General features: G+C 32.9%; 10 protein-coding genes and 1 pseudogene. 8 read left to right on the top strand and 3 right to left on the bottom strand.

Annotated features, from left to right (window positions below):
• Window positions 1-6: 6 nt before the first annotated feature.
• From CX675_RS14215 to CX675_RS14180, 8 genes are all read left to right on the top strand, one after another.
• Window positions 7-510: a hypothetical protein gene (locus CX675_RS14215; protein WP_130735910.1), complete on the top strand. Its 504-nt coding sequence runs from the start codon at window positions 7-9 to the stop codon at window positions 508-510.
• A gap of 120 nt (window positions 511-630) precedes the next feature.
• Window positions 631-3363, top strand: coding sequence for an AAA family ATPase (locus CX675_RS20015; protein ID WP_240723646.1), 2733 nt, complete (start codon window positions 631-633; stop codon window positions 3361-3363).
• Window positions 3356-4561, top strand: coding sequence for an McrC family protein (locus tag CX675_RS14205; protein WP_130735909.1), 1206 nt, complete (start codon window positions 3356-3358; stop codon window positions 4559-4561). The genes CX675_RS20015 and CX675_RS14205 overlap by 8 nt, the downstream gene beginning before the upstream one ends.
• A 132-nt stretch (window positions 4562-4693) precedes the next feature.
• Window positions 4694-4894: a YqaE/Pmp3 family membrane protein gene (locus CX675_RS14200; protein WP_130735908.1), complete on the top strand. Its 201-nt coding sequence runs from the start codon at window positions 4694-4696 to the stop codon at window positions 4892-4894.
• 146 nt (window positions 4895-5040) lie between these two features.
• On the top strand, window positions 5041-5505 hold the full coding sequence (locus tag CX675_RS14195) for a hypothetical protein (protein ID WP_130735907.1): 465 nt from the start codon (window positions 5041-5043) through the stop codon (window positions 5503-5505).
• Between the two features lie 440 nt (window positions 5506-5945).
• The gene (locus tag CX675_RS14190) at window positions 5946-7460 is read left to right on the top strand and encodes a reverse transcriptase family protein (RefSeq protein WP_130735906.1); all 1515 of its coding nucleotides are present in this window, start codon (window positions 5946-5948) and stop codon (window positions 7458-7460) included.
• Between the two features lie 56 nt (window positions 7461-7516).
• Window positions 7517-10804, top strand: coding sequence for a WGR domain-containing protein (locus tag CX675_RS14185; RefSeq protein WP_130735905.1), 3288 nt, complete (start codon window positions 7517-7519; stop codon window positions 10802-10804).
• A gap of 6 nt (window positions 10805-10810) precedes the next feature.
• Complete coding sequence (locus CX675_RS14180) at window positions 10811-12466, top strand: SWIM zinc finger family protein (RefSeq protein ID WP_130735904.1); 1656 nt, start codon at window positions 10811-10813, stop codon at window positions 12464-12466.
• 16 nt (window positions 12467-12482) lie between these two features.
• Here CX675_RS14180 and CX675_RS14175 read toward each other — a convergent pair whose 3' ends face one another.
• The 3 genes and pseudogenes from CX675_RS14175 to CX675_RS20170 form a co-directional block, all read right to left on the bottom strand.
• Window positions 12483-13310: a Cof-type HAD-IIB family hydrolase gene (locus CX675_RS14175; protein ID WP_130735903.1), complete on the bottom strand. Its 828-nt coding sequence runs from the start codon at window positions 13308-13310 to the stop codon at window positions 12483-12485.
• Window positions 13311-13452: 142 nt separating this feature from the next.
• A complete protein-coding gene (locus CX675_RS14170) occupies window positions 13453-14010 on the bottom strand; it encodes a DUF6642 family protein (protein WP_130735902.1) in 558 nt (185 codons plus the stop codon).
• 3 nt (window positions 14011-14013) lie between these two features.
• A pseudogene (locus CX675_RS20170) lies at window positions 14014-14435 on the bottom strand (amino acid transporter); the annotation flags it as partial.

The raw sequence follows: 14435 nt of genomic DNA, 5'->3' as shown, positions 1-14435 counted from the left end.
AATAATATGAAAGAAAACATAAAAAAAATACCAGCCAATACTAATGAACTTACATTGTATTGTTACCTTGGAGAAGCTTTGATAAAAACTCAAATGCTTGAACAAGCTCTAAGTTATTCAATCATTATTAAAATGAATCCTGAAGAAACAAAAGAAAAAGCTGATGAATTTTTAAAAAAGCAGCAACGTTTTACTTTGGGACAGGCAATAAAAATTACCAATAAAGAAACTCTTTATAATTCGACTCTGCAAAACAAATTAGACTCATTTTTAGAACATAGAAATTGGTTAGTTCATAACGTTTTGATTGGAAATGAAGAAGATTTTAATGCAGGAAAAATTAAAGAAGAAATGTTTGAAAAAATCAAATCTATTTCAGACAAAGCAGAAGAAATTAAACGTTTAATTGAGTATGATATGATCGACTTTTGTTCTTCTAAAGGAAAAGATATGACAAATATCAAAGAGCTATTAGTATTACAAGATAAAGGAATAAGAGTTAGAAAATAGTAATTACAAATTATAGTTATCTATTTTATAAGCATTTGAGAGATATTACTAATCAGAATGGAGAATTTAAAAATATGATTAAAGCAAATTTTAGCAATTATCTTCTATTAATATAAAATTATGTTAGAAAAAATAAAACAATACTTAAATACTGAATATGCTCAAAACATAATAAATGAGCAAGAATTCTTTTTTCAAAAAGGTCAAGATGCTTTAATTCATTGGCTCGATTATCCAGTTAGTGCATTACTTGAAAAAGAATTGTTAGCTATGGCTGGGGATTATGAAGCAATCCAAAAGAAAGCAACTACAGATTCTCAATTCAATCAAATTTTAAAACTGCTTTTTGAAATAACTTCTTACTGCGATACAAAAGCTAAAGGCAAAAACCTATACAATCAATACGATGATAAGCGAACATTAGCAATGGCTTATGTTCGAATGAATCATTGGATTGAAAAACTAATCCTATTTAAGTTTAATCGAACTTTAGTTCCAATTGGTTCACTTTTAAATGCTTTTAATTATTTATTAGATCCTGGAAATAACGCTACTATTTTAAGTGAAAATCATAGAGAAATGATTTCAAAAAAGGTATTAGATAAAGATTATAACCCATCTAATTTTATTGAAGAACTTAAAGATTATTTTTCTGAATTTGGATTAACTACCATTAATCAAAACAATTACACTTATTTGCTTTCTTGCATTATATATTTTATTAAGAAGGATTGGTTAAATGATATCATTGGTTTAATGGCTGCTGATAATACAGATTGGAAAGATGATTTGATAAATGACATGGAGGAAGATGATTATGCTATTTTATGGAATAGTAAAACTCCCACTGGAACAAATGAAACCATCAAAATGTTGCGAAATAAAATTAATAATGGAGAGTTTTTTAAGTTATTTTATGCTGTTCATGGTCATGTTCAATATGCGGCTGAAATAATTGATTTTGTGGTGAATGAGAGTGAATATAAAGATAAAAACTGGGTTTCAAATTTCAATAAAATTGCATGGATAAAAAATAATTATAAAGAATATGCGGATAACAATAAATCAGCAAGTATAGTTTTTCTGGCAAGAAATTTTAATAAAATAGAACCATTACCCTTAAATAGTTTTGAAGTATACAAAAGTTATTCATATCCAAGACAAGATAATTTAACTCCAATTGTATCTGAATTAGATATGATAGTAATACCACCAACAACAATTATACCATTAACATCAACTTCTGATATGGACATTAACAAATCATTTCTATTAAACCAAATCCTATACGGTCCTCCAGGAACAGGAAAGACCTATAATACCATAAATAAAGCCTTATCTATTATAGAAAACAAATCAGAAGAAGAACTTCAATTAGAAAGTAGAAAAGAAATTAAAGATCGTTTTGATGGGTATTTAAATACAGGACAAATTGTATTCTCTACGTTTCATCAAAGTATGTCTTATGAAGATTTTATTGAAGGAATTAAGCCAATAATTGATGAAGATGAAAATGAAAACAAACAGGTTTTATATGATATTGTAAATGGCTTATTTAAACAAATTGTAGAAAGAGCAAAAAAAGAAAAAACAGAAACTAATGAAATAATTGAAGCATATAGTTTTGATGATGCATGGAATGATTTAGTTGATGAATCAAAAAAACAATTGGAAGAAAATGCTCCTTTACAACTTTCTATACAAACACCTCATCTCGGTTTGAAAGTAGTTGAAGTTACTGAAAAAGGAAACTTGAAATTAAAACCTATTTACTCTGAACAAGCAAAAGAATATTTAGTTTCCTACGAAAGAACTAAAAAGTTGCAACATGCTTTTCCTGACCTATCTGTAATTAAAAATATAAACAAAGAATTTAGAGCTGTAGTAGGAGGTTTGAATTCTACAGCATACTGGTCTGCTCTTAATTATATTAATTCTAAAATTAGTAATCAATCAAAAGTTTCTGATACAAAAATTAAAACTACTAAAGTTCCTCATGTTTTAATCATTGATGAAATTAATCGTGGTAATGTGTCCCAAATCTTTGGAGAGTTAATTACTCTAATTGAAGAAAGCAAACGTTTAGGTAACGACGAAGCTTTAGAAGTAACTTTACCTTATAGTAAAGAGAAATTTGGAGTACCTCCTAATTTGTATATCATTGGTACCATGAACACCGCAGATCGAAGTGTAGAAGCTTTAGACACCGCTTTGAGACGACGTTTTTGTTTTGAGGAAATGATGCCAAAACCTGAATTATTAAGTCCTTCGGCTATGTATTGTAATCTATTATGGCAATATAAAAACGTGGATTGGGATGCATCTCCATTCAAAGAAAAAGAAGATCTCTTTTTTGATTTAGTAGGTCGTCCTTCCACAATTGATGAAAAGAAAAAGGAAATTTGGGAAGAAATGAAGTCCGCTAATAATCGAAATGAATTGGATTATTTTAAAGCGTTTGACTTTAATCTTGATTTAGGGGTACTCCTAAAAACCATTAACCAACGCATTGAAATATTGCTGGACCGTGACCATACCATAGGGCATTCTTATTTTATCAATGTTATTTCTTTAGAAGATTTAAAAAATACTTTTAAAAATAATATCATTCCCTTATTACAAGAATATTTTTATGGCGATTATGAAAAGATAGGTTTAGTATTAGGGAAAGGATTCTTTGAGGAAATAAAAAAATATGATGCTAAAATATTTGCTTCTTTTGAAACACATAACTATCCTGAAAGTGTAACTATTTTAAGATTGAAAACAATTGATACCGATTTTGATATAATTGAAGCGATTGAAATTCTTTTAAATAAAAAAAAGGAAGAAAAAGTAGTTACTAATGAATAGTATTCAAGTTTTTGAGCATAGCTTTCTTCCCATTGAAAAAGGAAAATTGGAACAGCGTCATTTTGTGGCTTTGTCTCAACTGAATGCCTTGCACAATGATAAGTATTTTGATATACGGCATAATGGTATTAAATTTAAGCAGTATGTAGGTGTTATTCAGGTCAACGGTTTAACCATTGAAATTTTACCCAAAATAGACAATGATGGGAAAGATGAAAGTGTTTGGCAAAAAGCTTTGATTGAAATGCTACGGATAACTCGAAAACTAAAAGTGCAGCAAGTAGACGAAGCCCATGTTAAAAAACAACAAATTCATCTGTTAGATATTTATTTTGAATGGTTTTTAAATGAAGTACAACTCCTACTCCATCAAGGATTAATCAAGAAGTACTATAAAGAAACTTCTAATGTGAAAGCCTTAAAAGGAAAATTAGAGTTTGCCAAACACATTAGTCATAATTTAGTTCATAAAGAACGATTTTATACTACGCATCAAGTATATGATAAAGACCATTTGATACATCAAATTTTAGGGCAGGCTTTGGAAATTGTAGCTTCTCTTTCTAAAGGAAACTATTTATACAGTTCTTGTAAAACAGTACAATTGAATTTTCCAGAAGTGAAAACCATACAAGCGAATGAGCAGACGTTTTCAAAAATACCCAACACTAGAAAAACAGCTCCTTATGCAACGGTTTTAAAAATTGCCCGACTTATTATTTTAAACTATGCGCCTAATGTACAACACGGAAGTGAAAAAATGATAGCCTTACTTTTTGATATGAATGCCCTTTGGGAAGAATATATTTTAGTTCGTTTACAACAAGCTAATAAAGGACTTCGTATTTTAGGACAAAGAAGAAAAGCATTTTGGGAAGGCATTGCTTTAAAACCCGATATAGTTATTCAAAAAGATGAAGAAACAACGTATATTCTTGATACCAAATGGAAGAATATAGCTTATACTAAGCCTTCTACACAAGATTTACGACAAATGTTTGTTTATAATGAGTATTGGTGTTCTAAAAAAGCGATGTTGTTGTACCCTAGTACTGAACATGTTTTTAATGGTTTTAAAGAATTTAACGATAGACAGCAAAAATGTGGATTGGGTCAAGTTTCAATTTTTAAAGAAGATTCTTCTGAATTAGACGATACCATTGGTACAACAATACTAGAATGGTTTGAGAAAGATTGAGATTCATCCTGCGTCGGAATGACAAGACGATAGTAGTTAGAAAAATGAAAAACTAAAAAACAGTACCTATTTCCCGTAACAAATCCTTGCTTTTAGCGTCTTATAGGCATCATCAATCAAAAAATAGGAATCATGCGTTATGTTTTAGCTTTCTTTTTTCCTTGGCTCAGTTTAATGTTGCAAGGAAAACTTCTTTCGGGTATTGTGTGTTTGATTTTGCAACTCACGATTATTGGTTGGATTCCCGCTTTTTTATGGGCAGTAACCGCTTTAAATCGTATGTATGCCGACAGACGAACGAATAAGATTATCCGTGAAATGCGTAGAGCCTAGTTTTATAGGAATTAGGGGTTAGGAATTGGGAATTAGGGGTTCGTCTTGTTGGTCTTCTCTTTTGCCTTTAAGACATTAAGACTTTATCCTTTCCACTTTTAAAAAAAATCATTATATTTATTCAATCGCCTTAAATTGTTCTACTTATGAAATTAATCTACACGCTTACCATATTTGTTTTGGTATCTACCCAGTCTTTTGCTCAAAATTTTAAGGAGCTTGTTACTTACTCTTTTGCTACTCCTGAAGATTATGTAAAAGCAGAACCTAAAGTTTTAGAAGCTGTAAACTATCTTTTTACAACACCTATTGTTAAAGATGATTTGAATCGCATGATTGCCAACCAGTTTATTTTTAAATGGATGGAAGGCACCGAATATACTTTTAATGTGAGTGTTGAAACCACAGAACTTACCGATGGAAACACCAATTTGTTTGGTATGTTTTTAGCCGGTATGTCGAAAATAGTACTTACTCATAAAGACCAGTCACTAACGGATACCGAAATTAATGAGCAGGTGACCCAAATGATTGTCGCATACTGTAAAGTGCCTTCTAACAATGCTAAACCAACGAAGAAAATTAAGAAATTGATGAAGGGGGAAAACTAAAAACTAAAAATTAAAAACTAAAAATTAAAAACTAAAAACTGAAAATTAAAAATTGGCTTTCAGTTAGTTAGACAAATAGCAATATAAAAACCATATTTTTATTGTGTTAAAAAATGGAAAAAACGGTTTTGCTTTTTGGATTATCTAAAAAAAGATAGCATATTTGTTATAGTTAAATACCTTGCTTTTCTTGTAAAAGAAAAAGATGATGTTTCGTCATCAAGTAGAAATTGTATTTCACACATCACTACATACTATCTTTAGGGTGAGAATACGCACTAGTAGTGCATTTTCGGTTCCTTCTCCGAGAGATAAAATGCACTACTAGTGCGTATTCTCTGGAGTTGATAGATATAGTCCTTAGAAAATACGAAGGATTTAACGAAGTCCTATTTTTAAATCTATTAAAAATAGGACTTTTCATTTTTAACACGTTAAATATGTCTGAACAACTTACAAGACAACAGCTTTATGACCGTATCAAATCGAGTTCTAAAGACAGTTATATTCTAGAAGAAATGAAACGTTTGGGTTTTTGGAAATCCAAAGGGCAACCTACTCTCGAAGAAACGCTAATAGAAAAAGAAGCCTCGCTACAACAGGAGTTGAGTACTTTAGTAGCTAAAGAACGTAAGTTTCAAAATCAAGAATTGTTGCTGAAAGAAATTCATAAGCAACGCATGCAAAAAGCAAAGGCAAAGCGTGAGGAAACCAAAGAAAAAAGAGCAAAAGAAAAACAAGAGAAAGCCGCACGATGGGAAGCTTTAAGAACGACTGAAATTATCTATCTGGGGGAAGGTGTTTCTAAAGGCTTACAACCTACTGCTAGTAATGGTACGCTTTTAGCACAATATAATCTTCCGTATTTTGATACGGTTGCCCAACTTGCCGATGCCATGGGTATTTCTACTAAGATGCTAACCTATTGGGCCTATCATAGACCAGTAAGTCTTACCTCTCACTATTATACTTTTGAAATTGCCAAAAAATCGGGTGGCAAAAGAAAAATTGCAGCACCTAAAAAGGGATTAAAAAAACTACAAAACTGGATTCTAACTTCCATTCTATCTAAAATAGCACTTCAAGATGAGGTGCATGGTTTTACAAGTAAGCGTTCAATTGTAAGTAATGCGCAACCACACATAGGTAAAGCGGTGGTGGTGAATATAGATTTAAAAGATTTTTTCCCTAGTGTGCATTATAAAAGAGTGAAAGGTTTATTTTCTACGTTAGGCTATTCTGAACAAATAGCTTCTATTTTGGCTTTGCTATGTACACAAGCTGAAACAAAACAGGTTACATTAGATAATGTCTTGTATTATGTACAACAAGGAAACCGAGTCCTTCCTCAAGGTTCGCCTGCAAGTCCGGCCATTAGTAATTTAATTGCGTATAAATTAGACAAGCGTATGAAAGGTTTGGCTAAACGATATGGTTTTACCTACACGCGTTATGCCGATGATCTTACTTTTTCATCTCATACCGCTACGGATAAAGACATTGCTGCCCTACTCCATTTTGCTAAAAAAATTAGTACTAGTGAAGACTTTACCGTTCATCCTGATAAAGTACATGTAATGAAGCAATCGCGACAACAAAAGGTAACAGGCGTAGTTGTTAATGAAAAACCAAACATCGACCGCAATAGATTAAGACAATTTAGAGCTTTATTGCATCAGATTAAAAACAAGGGATGGCAAGATAAACAGTGGGGAAAATCCAATAATGTATATGCCGCTATTGAAGGCTACATTTTGTTTGTACATATGGTTGCTCCTGAAAAAGCTCTTGTGTTTCGCAAGCAATTAGAAGACATTGTGGCTATACATGGCACACCTCCTCCTACAGAAGTACAACCCGTACCTCAACCGGTTACAGAAGAGAAAACCATTGTTCCTGAAAATAATAGCAAGGCAAATGAAGAAGACACAACAAACTGGTGGACTACCTTTTAAAGGGTGTACGCTATCAATATCTTATACTATAAAAAATAACGAAAATTAAACTATATATGAAACTCATTCAACAATGTAAATTATTTTTCCGTGAAGGCAATTCAGATAAAGTTTATGAAATAGATTTATGTGAACTAACTAATGGGGAATATGTAGTTAACTTTCGTTATGGTAGACGAGGCAATGCTTTAAAAGAAGGTACTAAAACGCCTGCTAGTGTAGCCTTAGCTGATGCAGAAAAAATATTTGGTAAACTTGAATATGAAAAAAGAGCCAAAGGATATCAAACGGAAGCTGAAGTAACTATTGCGCTTCCTATTTTGGAACATATTGATACTACCTCAACGGAAGGACGCATTTTATTGCGTTTACAAGATGCTCTAGAAGGCACAAACTCTTTTAAAACGTCTTGGAAAACATCTCGTGTGATTTGGAAAGCAGGTGAACTAGGGATTGAAAAAGCGATACCTTATATTTTAAAGTTAGCCCACAAAGGAGATACTTTTCAATTGTATGCTTCTGTTTGGGCATTATTACAATTGAAGGCAAAGGAAGCCGTTCTGTTTTTTAAAACCACTGCCTTACAACTGAAATTAAAAGACCATGTGCGTTGGTTCGCTTATGAAGCTTTGTTCCAATTAACCGAAGAGGAAGCTATTTTGAATGAAATGAAAGCCAAATGTTTCTCTTTGCTACCTGAAACCTTACAAGAGGTAATTACGGAAGGAAATACGGCTGCCATTTTTTCATTTTATACCATACAAGTAGAACAAGACATTGCTTTAGAAGGTTTTGTTCCTTTTTATTTGTTGCATTCGTTTAATCTGCAATGGTCTGAAGGCATACAAACACTTTTACAAACAATTCCTTTCCGCCCTCCTTATTTTAAAACCATTCGTAGTTTATACAAATTGGCTCAGGTGCGCCAAGATTATAAAACGTTAGCCTTGCTTTCTTATCGCTTAGAAAAGGAAAAACCTATGTTTTCTAGAACTGCCTCTTTAGATCCAGATGGGTATCCTACACATCAATATATTGCCAGTTTAAACAAAAGGGTAAATGTAGGGAAAGAATTGCGAGGTGCTACTAGTGCTATTGGTTTTTCAAATCATACGAAGTTCTATTTTCAACAAAATAGCATGAGTTATCTTACCCAATTAGGAGAAAAAACAGATGGGAAAACGTATCTTTCTCTTGCGGTTCAACAATTGCTACAATATACCATGGACGATTATACTGCAAAATATACAGAAACACCTTCCTATGGACAGTATTTATATGATGTAAGACAGTATCTTTTTACCACTATTGAATATGCAGCCTGCTCAAAATGTTATTTATTGTCTGGTATTTTGTATGGTAATGACCCAAATCGAACGGTAACTAATAAACTAGAACTCATTCACAATAAAACTTATGAAATTAGTGACCGTTGGTATTATAATGCAGCAGATGTAAGACCTTATAATGGTACGGCACAAAACACAGATAAAAAGGAAGAAAAAGGATTGCTTAGTACTTTAAAAAGTTTCTTCAGCAAGAAGGAACCTGTAGCTCCTGCTCCTATAACAACTCCTACTCCAGAACCTGAAAAGGTGGAAGTAACCAGAAAAGAGCTTTTTCCAGAACATTGGGATGCTTATCCACAAGCGTATGTTCAATTATTAATGGATGCAAAAATGGATATCATCCATCAATTTGCGATAGAAGGCTTACAAGTTCACCCTGATTATGAAGCTATCAAAGTCAAGTTTTCGTTGGAACATGTGGTTCGTCTTTTACAGCATTCTTTTGAAATACCACAGCGTTTTGGTTACGAATTATTAACCACTCGTAAAGAGGAGTTTACTAAAAACAATTCTTTATTACTTCGTTTATTAGAGGTTACGCACCAACCTACCTTGGATTGGGCAAAAGAACAAGTTGAAAATAACAAGACTACTTATTTTAAAGAAGCAGATGCGCTAATTGCGCTTATTCTAAATTCGCAAGCCACGTTACACGATTGGATTATAACCTTACTTAACACTCTAACTGTAAACGATGCTACAGCTAAAACAGTAGTTGAAAAAACGATTGAGTCGCTTATTGTATTTGAAAATACACCTACAAATAATGTGTTAGCAAAACACGTTATCCAACGTTTAAAAGTGATTGCTGGTAACCAACTTGCTTTGGTTCACCCAAAAATTGTAAGTTATTTATTAGAAGCTTCTTTACCTATGAATGCGCTTTTGGCTAGTGAAATTATCGCCTTAAAAGCAGCACAAGAAACCATTCCAGTCTCGCTTTGTGTCGATTTTGCACAGCATACCTTACCTGAAGTGCAAGCTATTGGTATGGAGTTATTACTAAAAGTTCCTCCTACAGAAGTGGCTAAACATTGGAACACTATTTTGTTATTACTTACACACTCTAATAAAACTATTGTAGCTACCGTTGTACAATTAGGATTACAGGATTATTTAGCTTCCCAATTACAAAGTACTTGGATTCAACTAGTACACGTTTTAATTAGCAAACCTCAATTTGAAGGAAGTCACGCTTATATTTTATCTCTATTAGAACCTTATGAAACGCATTTAGATCAATTGGAACCTAATTATTTGTTACCAATGCTTTTTGCTAATTACAGAGATATTCAGGTGGCAGCCGCTTCGTGGTTGTATCGTTATTCGAGAACTTCTGAATTTACCTGGAGACAAATTTTAGCTTTGGCAGATAGCGAACTGCTAGTAGTTCGTCAATGGGTATGGCAATTTTACACGAATCATGTGGCCAAAGTAAAATCTGAAAAGGAGAAAGCGCTTAGTTTAGTAGATGCCAAATGGGAAGACAGCAGACAATTTGCATTTGAATTTTTCAGTACACAATTTGAAGCTTCAGATTGGACAACAGAAACATTAATTAGTTTGGTTGATTCGGTAAGACCCGATGTGATGCAGTTTGGAAAGCAATTAGTGATGCGTTATTTTAGTGATGCACAAGGACATCAGTATTTAATTCAACTGTCGCAACATCCAAGTGAAGTGATTCAATTATATGTTTCCAATTTATTGAAAGAATATGCTAGTCAGCAACCCGAACGAATCGTTGCTTTAGATTATTATTTCCGTTCGGTATTGTTTCGGGTGCATAAAGGAAGGATTACCAAAGAACGTGTTCTCGACTTTTTAACTACTGAAGCATTACAAAACGAAGTTATTGCACAGTATGTTAATGGCTTATTTTCTTATTTATCTGCCACAACCGCTTTGCAAGATAAAGCCCGATTTATTTTGGCTTTAAGCCAAATACAAGATCAGTATCCTCATTTGGATTCTTGTTTAATATTAAATTCTTAGACTGTCATGATTTTTGATTATAAATACAAAGGAAATTCTAAAGTTGCCACTGATACTAATTCGGTAGGCATACAATTTGCACCGGATGTTCAAAGAGATCCTACCTTCTTTGTAGGGAAATTACATAAGAAATTGACTTTTAGAGAAGCTATTTCAGCGTTGCATGATGTGGTGGTGTCTGATTTGCGTTTTGTTCCCAAAGACCGTGAAGCTTATATGCAATGGTTAAAAGAACAAGAGTCTATTTGGCTTTCCGATTATATTGCTGAAAATCAATTAGAGGTAACACGCGAGCGAATTGCTCAAATAAAAGAGGAATTACAAACGGTTTATAAAGAGAAAGACAGAATATTAGGTCCTTTTAACAAAGCTAAAAAGGCCTATTTTGATTATTTATATCAAAAAGATAGAGACGCTTGGTTTGTTTTGGACCCCGTGATTACTGTACATCCTGATGAAGTTTTTTTTGAATGTTTTAGCCAAGATGAATCTTCATATGGGAAATTGAGTTGTAATTATAATGTTTTTACGCAAATAGATACTTTTGCTTGCGGTACCACTAATATTGATTATTCGCAATCGCTTTATAATGAGTTCCAAAAAATTAGAGATTATAAAGAAACTTCCTTTGCTATTGATCCTAGTGGTTTTGAAACACGCACTACGAATGAAGAAGAATACAAAGAAGTAAAAATTGATTTACCAGACTCTTGGGTAAGAGGTTTTTTACAGGTAAGTTCTGCCATGACATTGCCAGCAGTTACCTTTGATTTGCACCCGCAAGATATGTATCTTTTATGTTCTTATTTAAGACGTTTTAAAGAACAAAAAGGACCAAGAGCTTTGCGTTTCATTTTAAAACCAGGGCAACCCGTACAGGTTTTATTTGAACCTTGGCACGAGATTTTTACTTTTTACCGTTCTCCTTATACTGGTTCACAAGAACAAACCATCCGCATTTGGGGAAGGCGTCGTTTACACATCTTAGAGCGTTTGCTACCTATTGCTAATCGTTTTACAGTTCATCTTTTAGGAAATGGATTACCTTCTTTCTTTATTGCCGATTTAGGAGATATGACTTTTACGTTAGGATTATCGGGATGGACAGCCAACGATTGGAGTCAATCTGGGAATTTTGACCTGATGGCACCCAGAACTACAGTCGATCAAAAAACCCAGGAACAAATTTTTAATACTTTGAAAAAAGACTGGCTAGGTACTCCAGATGCTATTGCAAAGAATTTAGGACTTACAACAGACGTAGTGGCATCTTCTTTAGCTGCTTATACACAAGCTGGAAGAGTGGTTTATGATTTACATAAAAGAATGTACAGAGTTCGTGAACTTTCTCAAAAACCCTTACCGATGGCATCCTTACGTTTTGCAAGTGAACAAGAAGAAAAAGCCAATCGATTACTTCAGGAACACCCTTTTTCTGTGAAAGTAGAAGTAAAAGACGCTATTTTACATCTTGCCGCTAAAATAAAAGAGCAACGAGCTACTTTTCAAACTGAAGCACAAATTGATAAAGACAACCGAATGATTAGTGGTTCTTGTAGTTGTCATTATTTCTTAGCCAACGGATTACGAAAAGGACCTTGTGAACATCTTTTAGCGTTGCGAATGGAAATGAATAAATTAAAAGAAAAGTCTAAAGTCTAAATTTGTAAGGTATACATTATAGCTTTTCGACTAAATTTAACAAATTAGTCTCCAAATAACTAGCTACAGCATCTTCATGATGGTTACCGATTATTTCTAAATGAGGCAATTTATCTTTTAAGGTTTGTTGCGCATTATTCATGATAAGTCCTTTGTAGGCTTGGGATAACATTTTTTCATCATTAAAACCGTCTCCAAAACAAACTGTTTGCTGAAACGTACTGTTTTCTTTTTCTAGAATTTTTGCAATGGCATAGCTTTTATCAATGCTTTTATCCATTAATTCAAGACAGATAGGCAAACTAAAACAAGTTTCAAAAGATGATGGTTGTTGGTCTCTAATCTGTTGGTCTAACTGTACTAATTTATGATGATCTTCATCTACAAAAAGAAGTTTTATTCCACTTAAATCAGAAACTTGTTTGAAATCTACAATTTGTGGCGGATAATGTAATTCTTTTTGAAAACTGTTGAGCTTTTCGTTTTGTTTATTGGTTAACCAATACTCCTCTTTAAACAAAACAGTAGTAATCGTTGCATCAATATCGAGTGAGAGTATACTTTGAATGGCTTCGCTTTGGATATCAAAAGCATAATATAACGCCTTGTCTGGTGTGTGAATTCGGGCACCGTTTGAAGTTACCAAATAGACTGGTATTTCTAAATGATCTGTAATTTGCATAGCGTCTTTATGATGACGTCCTGTAGCTACTACAATGGTATATCCTTGTTTGTATAATTCTTGAAAAATTGTTTTGGTGTAGTCTGAAATTGCGTGTGCTGCATTGAGTAATGTACCGTCTAAATCGGTTACAATTACTTTCACATTCTGGTTTTCGTTCATAGTATATTGCATCCTTTGGGAGCAACAAAGGTACTACTTATTTGAGGAAAAATCTTTCAGATATAGAGAATTAGTAATTTGTTAACTATTAAGCCCTACATTTTTAAAAAACTGGATACTATTCCAAAATAGCTTCAAAAATTTAGTAATACAATAAAAATCCCATGGTGGTACAAAGCCCATACTGTTTTTCATATAAAGTTTCTACTAAAGTAATCACGTCGTCATATTCTTGACATAAGGCAAAATAGATATTATCTAACACCGTACTTAAAACAGGAACGCGCTTACTATACCCAGAAATGGCTTTGGCTCCGGTAACATCTAAAAAGTATTGAGCTCCTTCTTCATCTAAGTCTAATCGCATGAGATTAGCAAAATGAATAATCTTCCCTGTGAGTTTGCCTTCAAAAAACTCAGCTATTTCTTCCAAAGTATAATAATAATCATCTAATTCAATGCGATTGCCTTCTCCATCGAAAACCAAATATAAAATTGAGTAATCTTTAAAGTTTCTATCTTCATAAAGTAGTAAACTTAAACTTTCTTCTAATCCTTCAATAGTATCGCAAGTTTTATAAATATTAGTAATTCCATATTGAAAAGCTAAATTTTCCAATGCTGGTAATATGGCTGTTGGACGTGGGTTGTCTACATCTGAAACACCTTCCAAGCAATAAATATATTTTTCTGAATGCATAAATTAGTGCGTAACTTCTTGTTTTTTATAAATGAATTCGCCCAAAAAGCAAATGCCTATTAATCCTAACGAAACCAAAATTCCTGTAAGATTACTTTGTGCTTGTTGGATAATTAATACAACTGCTGCCAAACTACATAATACACATCCAATAACAGCAATGTATGGGTTTCCGTTAATTACTTGAGCTTTGCGAAAAGCTACCCAGTTGACTATCGCAAAGATGAGTAAAAAGCCAACACTTCCATCTGTAGAAATACTTTCTAAGTTTAATGTATTGGTTAAAACCAATGTAATACAAGCGGTTATCAACAAACCAATGGGTTGATTCCACAATTTACTAGTTAAATGATGCGGCAATTCATCGTCTTCTGCAATTTCATAACTCACTCTTGTACCTCCATATAAAGAAGCATTAATTGCTG

It is taken from the genome of Flavobacterium sp. J27, assembly GCF_004303025.1.
Classification (GTDB): domain Bacteria; phylum Bacteroidota; class Bacteroidia; order Flavobacteriales; family Flavobacteriaceae; genus Flavobacterium.
This window is presented reverse-complemented; position numbering and strand designations above follow the sequence as displayed.